14 protein-coding genes and 1 riboswitch are annotated in these 13,816 nt (G+C 47.0%); of the genes, 12 read left to right on the top strand and 2 right to left on the bottom strand.

Annotated elements, in window-relative coordinates:
• The first annotated feature begins 16 nt into the window (after positions 1-16).
• Positions 17-210, top strand: a riboswitch (cobalamin riboswitch).
• A 105-nt stretch (positions 211-315) separates the two neighbouring features.
• The 6 genes from DWZ38_RS02065 (at position 316) to DWZ38_RS02040 (ending at position 6,166) form a co-directional block, all read left to right on the top strand.
• Entirely contained in the window at positions 316-1,044 is a 729-nt protein-coding gene (locus DWZ38_RS02065; protein ID WP_021925281.1) for a class I SAM-dependent methyltransferase, read from the top strand.
• Between the two features lie 4 nt (positions 1,045-1,048).
• Positions 1,049-1,996 (top strand): nickel ABC transporter permease, encoded by a 948-nt coding sequence (gene nikB, locus DWZ38_RS02060; protein ID WP_021925280.1) that lies wholly within the window; start codon positions 1,049-1,051, stop codon positions 1,994-1,996.
• Positions 1,986-2,807 carry an ABC transporter permease gene (locus DWZ38_RS02055; RefSeq protein ID WP_021925279.1) on the top strand — a complete coding sequence of 274 codons (822 nt, stop codon included), beginning with the start codon at positions 1,986-1,988 and terminating at the stop codon, positions 2,805-2,807. Before nikB ends, DWZ38_RS02055 begins: the two co-directional genes overlap by 11 nt.
• A gap of 86 nt (positions 2,808-2,893) precedes the next feature.
• Positions 2,894-4,423 carry an ABC transporter substrate-binding protein gene (locus tag DWZ38_RS02050; protein ID WP_021925278.1) on the top strand — a complete coding sequence of 510 codons (1,530 nt, stop codon included), beginning with the start codon at positions 2,894-2,896 and terminating at the stop codon, positions 4,421-4,423.
• 2 nt (positions 4,424-4,425) lie between these two features.
• Positions 4,426-5,220 (top strand): ABC transporter ATP-binding protein, encoded by a 795-nt coding sequence (locus tag DWZ38_RS02045; protein ID WP_021925277.1) that lies wholly within the window; start codon positions 4,426-4,428, stop codon positions 5,218-5,220.
• On the top strand, positions 5,210-6,166 hold the full coding sequence (locus DWZ38_RS02040) for an ABC transporter ATP-binding protein (RefSeq protein ID WP_021925276.1): 957 nt from the start codon (positions 5,210-5,212) through the stop codon (positions 6,164-6,166). The genes DWZ38_RS02045 and DWZ38_RS02040 overlap by 11 nt, the downstream gene beginning before the upstream one ends.
• 111 nt (positions 6,167-6,277) lie before the next feature.
• Here DWZ38_RS02040 and DWZ38_RS02035 read toward each other — a convergent pair whose 3' ends face one another.
• On the bottom strand, positions 6,278-7,639 hold the full coding sequence (locus DWZ38_RS02035; protein WP_021925275.1) for an oxidoreductase/nitrogenase component 1: 1,362 nt from the start codon (positions 7,637-7,639) through the stop codon (positions 6,278-6,280).
• Complete coding sequence (locus tag DWZ38_RS02030; protein ID WP_178105250.1) at positions 7,605-9,794, bottom strand: nitrogenase component 1; 2,190 nt, start codon at positions 9,792-9,794, stop codon at positions 7,605-7,607. The genes DWZ38_RS02035 and DWZ38_RS02030 overlap by 35 nt, the downstream gene beginning before the upstream one ends.
• A gap of 289 nt (positions 9,795-10,083) precedes the next feature.
• Here DWZ38_RS02030 and DWZ38_RS22045 point away from each other — a divergent pair, with 289 nt between their 5' ends.
• The 6 genes from DWZ38_RS22045 (at position 10,084) to DWZ38_RS02005 (ending at position 13,794) form a co-directional block, all read left to right on the top strand.
• Positions 10,084-10,227: a hypothetical protein gene (locus tag DWZ38_RS22045; RefSeq protein ID WP_178105249.1), complete on the top strand. Its 144-nt coding sequence runs from the start codon at positions 10,084-10,086 to the stop codon at positions 10,225-10,227.
• Between the two features lie 36 nt (positions 10,228-10,263).
• Complete coding sequence (locus DWZ38_RS23055; protein ID WP_021925272.1) at positions 10,264-10,482, top strand: hybrid sensor histidine kinase/response regulator; 219 nt, start codon at positions 10,264-10,266, stop codon at positions 10,480-10,482.
• Positions 10,449-11,699 carry a transporter substrate-binding domain-containing protein gene (locus tag DWZ38_RS23050; protein WP_117849570.1) on the top strand — a complete coding sequence of 417 codons (1,251 nt, stop codon included), beginning with the start codon at positions 10,449-10,451 and terminating at the stop codon, positions 11,697-11,699. The genes DWZ38_RS23055 and DWZ38_RS23050 overlap by 34 nt, the downstream gene beginning before the upstream one ends.
• A 70-nt stretch (positions 11,700-11,769) precedes the next feature.
• Positions 11,770-12,219: an energy-coupling factor transporter transmembrane component T gene (locus DWZ38_RS02015; protein WP_330600077.1), complete on the top strand. Its 450-nt coding sequence runs from the start codon at positions 11,770-11,772 to the stop codon at positions 12,217-12,219.
• 134 nt (positions 12,220-12,353) lie between these two features.
• On the top strand, positions 12,354-13,574 hold the full coding sequence (locus tag DWZ38_RS02010; protein ID WP_117849568.1) for a M28 family metallopeptidase: 1,221 nt from the start codon (positions 12,354-12,356) through the stop codon (positions 13,572-13,574).
• Between the two features lie 4 nt (positions 13,575-13,578).
• Positions 13,579-13,794 (top strand): hypothetical protein, encoded by a 216-nt coding sequence (locus tag DWZ38_RS02005; protein ID WP_021925268.1) that lies wholly within the window; start codon positions 13,579-13,581, stop codon positions 13,792-13,794.
• Positions 13,795-13,816: the final 22 nt, after the last annotated feature.

Here is a 13,816-nt window from a genome sequence, read left to right as displayed (position 1 = left end):
TTTTAGTATAAAAATTTAATAAAGAAACCATTTTGGTGCCTGCCACGTTTTTGTAAAACGCGGCGGAGTAAACGGGAAACAGGTGAGAATCCTGTGCTATGCCGTAGCTGTAACAGTCGAGTATGCTTTTATATCCACTGAGTAATCGGGAAGGGAAAGCAGTATGATGACGCTGGAGCCAGAATACCGGCCGGAATGAAGAACTTTTGCTGCGAGTCACAGTATAGAGGTTGCGTGTAATAGAAATATTATGCCGTTAAGCCGCTGTGTCTTCAGCGGCTTTTATTATTGAAAAAACAGAGAGGACAAAGGTAAATGGCTGAATTACTGAAGGATATTCAGACATACTGGGACATGAGAGCTGGCGGATTTTCTGATGCCAGTATGGAAGAGCGAAAGACAGAACCGGGAAAGCACTGGGAAAATATTTTCCGCAATTCTCTGGAAGAAGGGTGCACGGTACTGGACGATGGCTGCGGTGCCGGATTTTTTACCACCTTGTTAGCGTCTATGGGATATCAGGTAACTGCCGTGGACTACAGCCCCAAAATGCTGGAAGAAGTCAGAAAAAATCTGGATGCGGAAAATCTGAAGGCGGATCTTAAGCAGATGGATGTACAGAATCTGGAATTTCCGGACAACAGCTTCGATGCAGTGGTGTCAAGAAATGTATTCTGGAATCTGGAGCATGCGGATAAAGCCTATGAGGAAGTAAGCCGGGTTCTGAAAAAAGGCGGAATTCTGATTCTGGAAGATGGAAATTACTACCGCCATTATTTCAGCGAGAAATATGAAAAGATGTACCAGGAATTTCAGAAGCTGTACGGTGACGAAGAGAATCAGGGCTGTCACGCACGCCATAACAAAGAAAATGTAGATTTCCATATTATGGAAGAAATTGCGAAAAAACTGCCCATGAGCCAGGTTGACCGCCCGGCATGGGATTTTGGTAAACTGGTAGACCTGGGATTTCGCAAAATACAGGTAGAAGTTTCTGGCAGTCCGCTGCCAATGAGCTTTTGCATTGTAGCACAGAAAGGCTGAAAAAGTGAAAAAAGAAATTTGTAAGCGACTAGTTTCACTTGTAATTATCCTGTTTGGACTTTCCATTATGACCTTTGGACTTACATATATTCTGCCATCCAATCCGGCAGAGCAGCTGGCGGAATCCATGGGTGCTGGTCATGACAGAGAAGTAATTGCAAAGATTGAAGAAAAATATGGATTAAACAAATCCTTCGGCGAACAGTATATAAGCTGGCTGAAGGGAGCTTTACACGGTGATTTCGGAATGTCGGTAAAGTATGCACAGCCGGTCTCCCAGGTGCTTGGAAGAAAGCTTCCCAATACCATTAAGCTGGCAGTTGCTTCTTTTATTCTGATGCTTCTGATTTCTTTTCCGCTGGGAATTTTATCAGCAGTGTATAAGGATAAGGCAGCAGATTATATTATCCGGTTTATGTCCTTCCTTGGAATTTCACTGCCAAGCTTCTGGGGCGGTATGATGCTGATCTATCTGCTGGCAGTCAATCTGCACTGGCTTCCGGTTGGCGGATCAGATTCCTTCAAAAGCCTGATCATGCCAGCCATCACCTTATCATTAAGCATGAGCGCATATTATATAAGGCGAATCCGGGCGGTAATGGTAGAGCAGATGAACGAAGAATACATCAATGGCTGTCAGGCCAGAGGCGTGGGAAGATTCCGCACCATCTTTTTCCATGTGCTTCCCAACTCCTTGCTTACAGTAGTAACCATGCTGGGAATGTCCTTCGGCGGCCTGCTTGGAGGAACCATGATCGTGGAAACGGTTTTCAGCTGGAATGGAATTGGAAGTGCGGCTGTGGCTGCTATTTCCGGAAGAGATTATCAGCTGATCCAGGGATATGTTATGTGGATGGGATGCATTTACGTTCTGGTAAATCTTTTGGTGGACATTTCATATCAGTGGCTTGATCCAAGAATCAGGAGAGGAGCCGTACAGCATGAAGAGTAAGAAAAAAATATGGATCCGTTTTGGAATTTCGGCAGCATTTGCAGTGATTTTCCTATTGTTTGCGTTGTTTGCCGGGAAATTTGCTCCATACGATCCTCTTGAAACACACTATACCGATTTATTGAAAGCACCTTGCAAACAGTATCTTCTGGGAACAGACCAGATGGGAAGAGATATTTTTTCTAGAATCCTCTATGGAGGAAAAACTTCTCTTCTGATTGCCTTTGCAGTGACTGCGATTATTTCAGTTGTGGGAATTCTGGTGGGAACAGCAGCCGGTTTCTGGGGCGGCGCGTTTGATGCAGTGTTGATGCGTCTTTCCGATATGCTCATGGCTTTTCCAGGATCAATTTTCACAATTGCACTGGTTAGCTTCCTGGGAACAGGACTTCCCAATCTGATCCTTGCAATGACCCTCACTGGATGGACTTATTACGCGAGAATCAGCCGTTCCCTGGTTCTTTCCATAAAGAACAATACCTACATAGAACAGGCCAGACTGGGCGGAGCCAACAATTTCCGCATTATGACAGGTTACATTATCCCAAATGTTATGCCTTCCCTTCTGGTAAATATCACCCAGGATATTGGAAGCAAGCTTCTGACGATTGCAGGACTTTCCCTGTTAGGACTTGGCTCTCAGCCGCCTACGCCGGAATGGGGCTACATGCTTTCAGAAGGAAAAGATTATATGTATTCAGCGCCCTGGATGCTTATGGCACCGGGAATGGTAATTTTGATAAATGTTATTATATTCAACTTATTGGGAGACTGTATTCAGGATCTGATGAATCCCAAAGGAAAAAAATAATGATGTTTACTTTCCGCCCCAGAGGTTGGAAGGATGAACATAGATAAAGTAAACATGCACATAACAACAGGAGGAGAAAAAACAAAATGAAAAAACGGTTAATGTCTTTATTATTTGCAGGAGTTATGGCTTGCAGCGTAATGGGAAGCGGTGTTACAACATTTGCTGCTGACAACGACAGCCACATCAATCTGGCACTTTTCACTTACATTGAAGGTATGGATCCGGCAACAGACTGGTGCGGATGGAACCTTACCCGCTGCGGTGTTGGTGAGACACTTGTAACTGTAAACGAAAACATGGAGATTGTTGGACAGTTAGCAGATGAGTGGGAGCAGACAGATGACACAACCTATCGTTTCCATATTCGCCAGGGCGTAAAATTCAGCAATGGTACAGAGTTAACACCTGAAATCGTAAAAGATTCCATTCAGAGATCTATCGACAACAACTCCCGTGGAGGAGACCTTAAAATCGCAAGCATCGATGTTGACGGAGAATATGTAGTATTTACAACTGACGGAGAGTACAGCGCATTTGTAGCACAGCTTACAGAGCCTATGACTGTTATCGTTGACACCACTGCTGACACCAGCAACTATGACACAATGCCGATCTGCACAGGTCCGTACGCAGTATCTGAGTATGTATCTGAGGAGAAAATCGAGCTTGTTGCAAACGAGAATTACTGGGACGGAGCACCGGAGATCAAGAGCATCACTGTAAAGAATATCGGAAGCGATACAAAGGCAGATGCAATGCTTTCCGGAGATATCGACCTTGCACAGGGACCGGATGCTACTTCCCTCAGCCGTGTTGAGAACAATGATGATATCAACATCGTAAAAGTAACCGGTACCAGAGAGAACGACTTCGAGTTAAACTGCCGCGAAGGAAATCCTCTTTCCGATAAGAACCTTCGTCTTGCATTATCCTATGCAGTAGACCGTGACGTTGTTGCACAGGTTGCAGGAAACGGATATTCTTCTCCAATCGGAACTGCATTCCCGCCGTCTGTTGGTTATGATTCTGACAAAGTAACTGCACAGACCTATGACCTTGATAAAGCAAAAGAGTGCCTTGAGGCAGCTGGATACAGCGATACAGACGGAGATGGAATCGTAGATAAGGACGGAGAGAATCTTTCCCTTACAATTTCTATTTCCAACGGTTCCTCCACTGCAGTCAGCGAGACTCTGCAGGATATGTGGAAACAGATCGGTGTAGACGTTCAGATCGAGATGCTTGAGAACGTAAGCGACAAGCGTGCAGCTGGTGATTTCGATATGCTGGTATCCCCGAACTGGCAGACTGTAAATGCTGGTGACGGACAGAAATATCTGATGAACCGCTGGTCTGATGGCGGAAGCGACAACTACAGCGGATATCACAGCGATGAGTTCCAGGCAGTTCTGGACAAGCTGGATGCTGCATTTACCCAGGAAGACCGTGTAAGCGCATTCGTAGAAGCACAGCAAGTTCTTGCTGATGACGCTCCGGCAATCTGGATGTATGCAAATGAGAATGTAACTCTGGTAAACAGCAAAATCGAGAATGTAACTGTATTCCCGATTGACTATTATCTTGTAACAAATAAGTGGACACTTGCTGAATAATTATGGATATTCTGAACATTGAGAACTGTACGATCAGCTACCAGGGGCAAAAGGCCGCTGTAGACGATGTTTCCCTTTCCATCGGAGAGAAGGAGATTGTCAGCATTGTAGGTGAAAGCGGCAGCGGAAAAACAACTTTAATTCGCGCGATTCTGGGAATCCTGCCTCCTGGAGGCAAGGTAACAGACGGAAAGATTTTATTTCAGGGAAAAAACATTCTGGAATTGGATGAACGCTCCCTACAGAAAATCCGTGGAACGGAAATTGCAATGATTTTCCAGGATGTTGGAGCTTCCCTGGATCCTATCCGTATCGTGGATTCTCAGTATCGGGAGTCAATTCTGGTTCATCGCAAAATGCCGAAGGAGGAGTGCCGCGGACTGGAGAAAAAGATGCTGACAAAGATGCATCTGACAGATCCGGAACGTGTGCTTGGCTCTTATCCCTTTGAGCTTTCTGGCGGAATGAAGCAGCGCGTGGGAATTGCCATGTCAATGACTGCAAGGCCCAAGCTGCTGCTTGCAGATGAGCCCACTTCTGCTTTGGATGTAACGATCCAGGCAGAGGTTGTAAGAGAAATGAAAAAGCTTCGTGAGCAGTATCAGGCAGCGATCATTCTTGTAACCCACAACATGGGAGTTGCTTCCTACATTTCAGATAAGATTGGAGTTATGTGTCAGGGAAAACTGGTGGAGTTCGGAAAGCGGGATGATGTGATTTTCCATCCGAAGCATGAATACACCAGAAGTCTTTTGGCAGCAGTGCCAAGGCTGGAGGGAAAACGATTTGCAAAGTAATGAGATTCTTCTGGAAGTGATGGATCTGAACAAAACATTTCCGGTAAAAAAAGAAAAACTGTATGCAGTAAATCATGTTAGTTTTTCCCTTCAGAAGGGCGAATGCCTGGGAATCGTAGGAGAGAGCGGCTGCGGGAAAAGTACCCTGGCCAGAATGATCGCCGGGATCACTCCGACTTCCGATGGAAAGGTTTTGCTGGAGGGAAAAGATTATATCGGATTGAAAGGCGGCGAGAAAAGGCGTTTTCGCCGCAATATCCAGATGGTATTCCAGGATCCTTTAAGTTCATTTAGTCCAAGAATGAAGGTGGGAACCTATCTTATGGAAGCCAGGCGGAACTTCGATGGGATCAGCAAAGCAGAAGGTCTGAAAGAAGTGGGCAGACTGCTTCAGGAGGTTGGACTTCCAGAAGAATTCGTCAGCCGCTATCCTCATGAGCTTTCCGGCGGTCAGCTGCAGAGAGTGGCAATTGCCCGTGCGATTTCCATTCAGCCCAAGCTTCTGATCTGTGATGAGGCAACAGGGGCGCTGGATGTCTCCATACAGAATCAGATTGCGCAGCTGCTGGTAAAGCTTGTAGAGGAAAAGAACATTGGCTGTCTGTTTATCGGCCATGATCTGGCTCTGGTAAGGAGCGTAAGCCAGCGGATCGCAGTGATGTATCTTGGCAGGATCGTGGAGCTTCTGGAAAGCGAAACCCTTGGTGAGAAGGCTATGCATCCGTATACAAAAATGTTGCTGGGTTCTATTTTTGATGTGTACTGTGATCAGAATGAAGAGATTGCAGCGCCAAAGGGCGAACCTCCCAGCCCTCTGAAAATCCGGAAGGGCTGTGCCTTTGCAGAGCGATGCAGTTGGTGTTCAGAGAAGTGTAAGGAAAACGTACCGCCTCTGCAGGAAGTAGAACCGGGACATAAGGTGGCTTGTTTTCAGTTCACGGAATAAGAAATAATATTCAGGTGTTTTTAGAAAAAGGTTGTTCGAGAGCGTATCGAACAACCTTTTTTATGCCTTGCAGTGCAAGCTTCTGATGGATAAGAAATCAGGTGTATTTCTTTAAAGCCACGACCGCAACAATTTAGTGCCGTTTAGAACCTGCTCGAGAAGGTACAGGGCACCCTGGCAGCCAACGTATGTTTTGGGAATTACGTGAATGTATCCGGAGCCGGGATTGGCTGTTTCAATTCCGAAAATGTTATTGCTGTAGGTATTTAATTCCACAATAGTGTTTGCGCCGGCCAGGAGAAGCACATTATTGACAGCTGCAATATCCTGTTCCAGGGCATCTTCACAGTGAAGCTCCTGAAGCTTTTCCCGGATCAGATTTTCTGTATGGCACTGGGTGTAAAGAGGATGGATCGCCTTTGGTTTAATGCCAAGATAACCGGAAAGGAAATCTACATACCCACAGAGGACAGAAGGTTCTCCTTCTGCTGCATAACGAAGATCTTTGGGGAAACCGCTGCTTCCCATGCAATGTGCAATGTAGTAGAAAGCCCGGGCGCGGTTTTCTTCAATGTCATCTAATGCGGCGGTGCAGTCTGTGCCCAGCAGTTCTGAAATTTCCCGGACAAATTTCTCTGTAAGATCAAAGCCGATGGGCATGCCTCCTGTTTCGTAAACCGGTGCATTAAAATGAGTGCGAAGGTACTCGGCTGTTTTTTTGCACCGTTCCGGACAGAGAATAATATTAGCATCTGCTTCCCCAATGGTACGGAAATCGGAGACCGGGCAGTTGATGCCAACTGCTGTATGAACTTCAATGCCGCACAGTTTTAATAGTCTGGTGATTTCTTTAAGGCCGCCTTCCGGAAATTTCTCATGGGAGTCAAAGCCGAAAAGATTTACACGGGGAGTGGCGGTATCTTTGTTCCCAGATGAAGTCCGGTCGCATAAAAGCTCCATCAGGCGAACAGTGGTCTCATCATAGCCAATCATGGAATTCTCTGAAAAGGCAGGAGATTCAATGAAAAGGTGGGGAATCTGAAATTCACTGCTGATCTCATCAAGCTCTGGTTCTAAGGCTTCTCCCAGAAGAGAAGTGCCGGGTGTCTGGATCACAGTAAAAAGGTCGTATTTTCTTTCCGCAAAAAAATCATTCAGCGCACGGTGCAGCTGTTCCCCGGTTCCGAAAATGTAGTCTGTGTAGCGCAGATTGGTTGCCGGAGTGCGGGCGCTTCCCACACAGTACTGGCTGCGCAGCAGGTGGTCATCCATGGCGTCCTCCAGCTGAAGTTCCCCGCGAAGACTCCACAGGTCAGATCTTCGCACTACAGAATCTACGCCGCTGAAGGTGTAGTAAGTTTTGCAGCCAATAGGACCATTCAGGATTACAAGGTTGTTTCGGATTCCTTCACAGGCGGAGATGGCACCTGTGATGTGATCAGCGACAGAGTTTCTCAAATATTGATTTGTCATGCTTCCACCTTCCTTCTAAAGAGTTTTCAAACAGCTGGCTCCACCGCAGGGCGCATTCGGTTCCTGCGAAGAAGCCGGAACCAACGTCCCGGGACAGATTTGCTGTGAAGATATCAGCCGGAATACAGGCCTGGGCAATGGAATGATTGAGTATGATAAGGTCCGGCTTCTTCTCTGCTATGGATTTTTTCAGGGATTCCAGATTTCCATCCCAGTCCTTTGAGAACTGGTGTCTCCAGTCCATAGTTCTGTCCTCCTTGCTGCCGATGAGGATGGAGTCTACTACATTCCAGTCAAGATCGCGGGACAGCTCAAAGATCCAGTCGATAATTTTGTTGTTCAGGAAAAAGAGTACTTTTTTATTTTTATACAAAGGCTTCAGTGCATCAATCTGGTTGCGGTACTGAAGCTGTTTTTCTGCGATTACCTGCTCTGCTTCTGCAGTTTTGCCATAAAGTCTTCCTACCATGCGCAGCCAGTCAGCGGTTTCCGAAAAGCCTCTGGGAAGTTCCCCGTCCAGAAATTTGCAGCCATATTTCTCTTCAAATATGTTCTGCAGCTGATGGCCCAGCTCATCATAACGGGCCATAATGGAATAAGGTGCTTTCTTAAACTGGCGAATGTTTTCCATGAACTCAGCGCAGAGAAAACGGCAGTTGATGCGGATGCCCATTTTTTCCAGCATGTCCTGAAGATCCATAAAGTTCTTGTCGGTCTGGGAGGAGATGGTGGGTTCATAGACAATGTTGATGCAGTCTGGTTCTGGTGTCACATCAGAATCCACAGCTTCCAGGGCCAGGGTTTTGTAGCAGAGAGCCATGCCGTCATTGTAGTCTCCGGCTTCGATTCCGTCGGTGTGGATGATATACATATTCACTCCAAGAGTTTTCAGTTCTTTTTGAAGAGGAACCAGGTCATCTCCGCTTAATCCAGGAATGCAGGCGGTAACAGCGATGATATTGCGGATCCCCCGCGCTGCCATTTCCAGTGCTTTCTGCCGGGCATGGTCTATGCCGCCATATACAGCATCATTTACTGTGATATCCGTGTTTTCGAATTGTCTTGGGACAAAGGCGGGATAGAGGATTCCACGTTCATATAAGCCTCTCCTGGCGTAGCTGCTGAAGCCATTGATGGCATACCAGGTGCAGCTTTTGGGGGCATGGCCGAGAACGGCGGCATCTTTTATGTGGATGGCAAGGTCAACTGCGCCCCGGTAGGCACAGCCGTATAAAGGAACACGGCTGAACGGGTCAGACAGTGCCCGCTTCTTGGTTCCGGAAGGCGCAGCTGGTGTTGGGGGAATCACAACTGCAGGCTTCTTTTCCTGGACAGGTGCTGTGGCCTGGGAAGGGGTGTCGCCGCGCATAAATAATTCCATCTGCTCTTCGGATAATGGCTGAGCAGGATAAAGCCTGGGCTGGTTTAAAAGCTTCCCTGCAAGTTCGAGGAAAATCTTGGCTTCTGTGCTGTCTGGATCCTTTTCTACAAGAGTCATGGCTTCTTTTTCTGCCTGGGCAAAGCTGCTGCTTCTGGGGATGCGGGCAAGAATGGGAAGGTGCACAGCCTGTGCGAAATCTTCTACCCGTTTGCTTTCGTCGCCTACGCCGCGGCTGTTGTAGATGATTCCGGCAATCTGGCTGCCATTTGGATTCAGGTTTTTGATTCCGCAGAGAATGTTATTGGCGGCATAAATTGCCATAGATTCTCCGCTGGTTACAAGAAAAACGGCATTGGCATACTGTCTGCGGACAGGAACGGCAAAGCCGCCGCAGACAACATCACCAAGCACATCATATACGATCTGGTCATAATGCTCCATGGCGTGGAACTGGTTGAGAAAATCAAAAGCGGTCAGGATTCCGCGTCCGGCACAGCCCATTCCAGGTCTGGGACCTCCTGCTTCCACGCAGCCAGTGTCCAGAAATCCTGTCATTAACACATCATCCAGCTTTTGTTCGTCTTCAGGGGTATTTAAAAGATAGTCCAGAATGGTGACAACCTTTCTGCCGTGGTGCAGAAGACGCGTGGAATCGTGTTTGGGATCGCAGCCGATCTGGAGTACTTTGCTGCCGCAGGCCGCCAGGGCAGCACTCAGATTGGCGCTCATGGTGGATTTCCCGATTCCGCCTTTTCCGTAAACTGCAATTTGCATGATGTTCCTCCTCTGTGTATTTTTACTGTGTATAAGGATATCATATAGGGGTGGCGGATACAATGTCTGCATGGGAGAAAAAGGCGTTTTTTCCAGAGCTGCGGCACATTTTCTGGCATGGAAATATTCTTATAAAACCAGTTGAACTTAAAGGTCAACAGTTGTAAAATTTATTTATAAAACTGACCTGGACAGCTTTCTGACATCAGAAAAAAAGCCATGATGTTAGAAGGCTGTTTTTATATTTTGTTTTGGAAAGAAGATGGTGGAAAATGAGGGTGAAAGGGTTATGAGGAAGCGAGTAATGGCGCTGGTCTGGGGGATTTTGCTGGTGCTGATGACGGCTTGCGAGACGTTTGCAGCGGCTGTGCCGCAGGAAGATACGCCGGAGTATAAGATTGGATTTTATGCGTTTGACTGCTATCATATGTAGGATGAGGACGGGAGACGTTCCGGTTACGGTTATGAGATGATGCAGGATGTTTCCAAATATCTGCAGTGCACGTTTTCTTATGTAGGCTATGACAAGACCGCAAAGGAATGCGAGGAAATGCTGCGAAGCGGAGACATTGACATTTATACTGCAGCAAGGAAAACGGAGGAAAGAGAAACGGAATTTGCTTTTTCCAAGCATCCGGCGATTACAGCGACCACATGCATGAACGTGAAGGTGGGCAACACGATGTAGTGGCCGGTGACTATTCTACCTACAATGGCCTGCGCATCGGTCTTCTGGCACGGCATACCTATAACGACAGCTTCAAGGAATTTGCCAAAGAAAAAGGCTTTGACTGTGAGATTATTTATTATGAAACTCCTACAGAGCTTACCGATGCACTGATCAATGATGAGGTGGATGCGCTGGTAAACAGCTACATCCGCATTCTGGAAGATGAGAGTGTGATAGAGAACTTCGGACAGACCCCATATTACATAATGGCCCGCAGGGAAGACCAGGATTTGATCGACCAGATCGACAATGCCATTGACTGCATGAACCGGGAAACACCGAACTGGAGAGCGGAACTGTACAACAAATATTACGGTTCCCAGAATCAGAATACGGAGTTCACAGATGAGGAGACGAAGCTTCTTGCAGAGCTTCAGGAGTCCGGTGACGTGGATGTCTGGATGGATGTGGACGGCAGCTACGATAAGGAAGGAACCTTTGCGTACAAAACCACAGATCCTTATCTGACCACAACCGTATCGGTTCTTAGAAAGCGTGGCTCCTCCAGTAAATTCCAGAAGCTGGCAATGGTAAGCAACAATATTTCCATCAGACAGATTATCTCCGAGATGTGGCCGGAGGTAGAAGTTATAACCCTGGAAAACAATGAAGACTGTGTTGAAGCAGTTACAACAGGCAATGTGGACGGTGCGCTGCTTATGAGCTACACAGCCCAGGAACTGGCGAGAAATGATGTACAGAATCGTTTAAGCGTAGATATTGTTCCAGGTGCCGCCCTGAGCATGGAAATGGGAGTCAATGCCAGGGATGATTACCACTTTTATGGACTCTGGGAAAAAGCGCTGGCAGATATTTTCCGGCAGCTTGGCGAGGAGATTGTACAGAAAAACACGGAGGCGGTAACAGAAACCAGCATAGTGGCATTCCTGTTTGATAATCCCGTTTATCTGATGGTGGTGCTCGCAGCGATTTTCCTGATTCTGTTTTTCGTTATTCTGTCAGTGCTGTCTGTGAAGAGTAAAAATAAACAGCAACGTATTGCGACAGAGCTTGCAGCAGCACTTACGTCTGCCAAAGAAGCCAATGAGGTCAAGCAGAATTTCTTTTCCAAGATGAGTCATGATATTCGGACTCCGCTGAACGTGGTTCTGAGAATGACGCAGATTGCACAGAAGTATAAGAACGACAGCGCAAGGCTGGAGCGGTCTCTGTAAAACATTACTACAGAAGGCAATTATCTGCTGACGCTGGTGAATTCCATTCTGGATATGAACCAGCTGGAATATGGATATATTGAATTTCACTTATAATACCTGGATCTTACTTGGGCTGTTTGCGGCCAGTCTGAACAGCATTGGGATCTCCTATAAGGTGGGATATTCGGTGGCGATTGCCCTTCGGTACATCCCGGATATCCAGAGGGATTATCACAGCATCAGCCAGGCACAGCAGGCACGAGGCGTGGAGCTGGGAATAAATGAGCACTTTTTTGCAAGGCTGAAGAACTCAGTGAATATCCTTCTTCCGCTGATCCTTACCAGCCTGAACAGAATCGACACCATTTCCAACGCCATGGAGCTGCGCGGCTTCGGCAAAGACAAAAAACGAACCTGGTACACCAGACGCCCCTTTGCAAGAAGGGATTTCATTGTACTGGGAATCGGCGTCCTGCTGCTGGTGATCAGTTTGACAGTGACGATAAAGTTGGGAAGATTTTATAATCCATTTGTTTGATAAGAGGGTTTTATTTTTGAAAATGGCTTCAGATCTGTCGGGAGATGGATTTGGAGCTTTTTTAATTGTAAACGGGTGGGGGAAATGATAGAATCATGGGATAGGAAGATTTATGACAAAGGAGCAAAAAGGTTATGAACTTAAAGCATATTTTTGAATCAACAGACTTCGTTCATGCAAGCGGAACGAAGGAGGAACTGCAGGTTGCAGAGTTTCTGAAGAGCCAGTGTGAGGAGCTTGGAGTGCCTGCGCATCTGGAAGGATTCCGGGTGGCAATGGGAGACATTGAAGAGGTTCATCTGCAGGCGGATGGACAGGAGATTCCATGTAAGGCTCTTAGTTGCTGCGGAAGCGGAGTGGTGGAAGGGGAGCTTTATTATATGCCGGGAATGGATCCGGTTTCCCTGGCTGGTGCAAAGGACAAAATCGTGCTGTTGGATCAGGGCGTTGGATTTTTCAGCTACCATGATCTGATGAAAGCTGGGGCGAAGGGACTTATTTTCCAGTACGGAAACGTGCATTATCCAAATACAGATATTGACCAGCGAGATCTTCGCGAGGCTGCAGTTGGGGAGGAGCGCAAGGTGCTTTGCGCTATGATCCATTCCGGCCAGGCTATGGAGCTTGTGAAAAACAAGGTGAAAAATATCCGCCTGGAAATTTTCCAGCATGAGTATGACGGGGAATCCCACAATGTAATTGCGGAGATTCCAGGAAAAAGAGAGGAATACATCGTGCTTAGTGCACATTATGATACCACCTCATTGTCTCACGGCGCTTATGATAACATGAGCGGCTGCGCGGGTCTGCTTGGAATTATGGAGCAGCTGAAGGATAAGGAACTGAACTATGGACTGCGGTTTGTATTCTGCGGCAGTGAGGAGCGCGGACTTCTGGGTTCTAAGGCGTATGTTCGCGACCATGAATCTGAACTGGAAAAAGCGGCGCTGAACATTAACCTGGATATGATCGGAACTTACCTGGGAAAATTCATTGCATGTGTTTCTGCAGAGGATAAGCTGGCGCATTATATTTCTTATATGGCAGCAGAGGTGGGATTCCCGGTAGAGGCGAAACAGGGCGTTTATTCCAGTGACTCTACTCCATTTGCGGACAAGAGTGTTCCGGCCCTTTCCTTTGCCCGTCTTGCAAGCTCCAATGTGGCACCAATCCACTGCCGCTATGATTTGATGGAAGTGATGTCTATGGAGCAGCTGCAGAAGGATATTGATTTCCTGGCGAAGTTCACAGAGCGTTTTGCCAATGCAGTTGTGTGTCCGGTTTCCAGAGAGATTCCGGAGAAAATCAAGACAGAATTGGACGAGTACCTTTTCAGAAAAAGAAAAGAGCAGTAAAAAGATGAAGTACAAGGTTATGGAAATTCAGGAAGACGTGGATTTCGGCTGTGAGGAGAGAAGTGAGGGGTCTCCGGTTATGGCAGTGGTGCTTCTTAGAGGCGAGGACGGAAGCGAAATGATGACCCGCCAGGCGGACCAGATGCTTTATGACGGGGGAATTGAGGAAGGGGATTCAGTTGTGTTTGATGAGAGATATGAGCTGGTGAAGCTGCTCTAGAGCCTTTTTCAAGCACGCTCTA

The sequence above is a fragment of the Ruminococcus sp. AF31-8BH genome (assembly GCF_003460605.1).
GTDB classification, from domain to species: domain Bacteria; phylum Bacillota; class Clostridia; order Lachnospirales; family Lachnospiraceae; genus Blautia_A; species Blautia_A acetigignens.
This window is presented reverse-complemented; position numbering and strand designations above follow the sequence as displayed.

Coding starts and splice junctions, on each gene's coding strand:
- DWZ38_RS02030 (WP_178105250.1), bottom strand. CDS start 9,794: ATGCAAATTGCAGTTTACGGAAAAGGCGGAATCGGGAAATCCACCATG.
- DWZ38_RS22045 (WP_178105249.1), top strand. CDS start 10,084: ATGAGGAAGCGAGTAATGGCGCTGGTCTGGGGGATTTTGCTGGTGCTG.
- DWZ38_RS02015 (WP_330600077.1), top strand. CDS start 11,770: ATGGATATATTGAATTTCACTTATAATACCTGGATCTTACTTGGGCTG.
- DWZ38_RS23055 (WP_021925272.1), top strand. CDS start 10,264: ATGATGCAGGATGTTTCCAAATATCTGCAGTGCACGTTTTCTTATGTA.
- DWZ38_RS02005 (WP_021925268.1), top strand. CDS start 13,579: ATGAAGTACAAGGTTATGGAAATTCAGGAAGACGTGGATTTCGGCTGT.
- DWZ38_RS02010 (WP_117849568.1), top strand. CDS start 12,354: ATGAACTTAAAGCATATTTTTGAATCAACAGACTTCGTTCATGCAAGC.
- DWZ38_RS02065 (WP_021925281.1), top strand. CDS start 316: ATGGCTGAATTACTGAAGGATATTCAGACATACTGGGACATGAGAGCT.
- DWZ38_RS02050 (WP_021925278.1), top strand. CDS start 2,894: ATGAAAAAACGGTTAATGTCTTTATTATTTGCAGGAGTTATGGCTTGC.
- DWZ38_RS02035 (WP_021925275.1), bottom strand. CDS start 7,639: ATGACAAATCAATATTTGAGAAACTCTGTCGCTGATCACATCACAGGT.
- DWZ38_RS02045 (WP_021925277.1), top strand. CDS start 4,426: ATGGATATTCTGAACATTGAGAACTGTACGATCAGCTACCAGGGGCAA.
- DWZ38_RS02055 (WP_021925279.1), top strand. CDS start 1,986: ATGAAGAGTAAGAAAAAAATATGGATCCGTTTTGGAATTTCGGCAGCA.
- DWZ38_RS23050 (WP_117849570.1), top strand. CDS start 10,449: ATGCATGAACGTGAAGGTGGGCAACACGATGTAGTGGCCGGTGACTAT.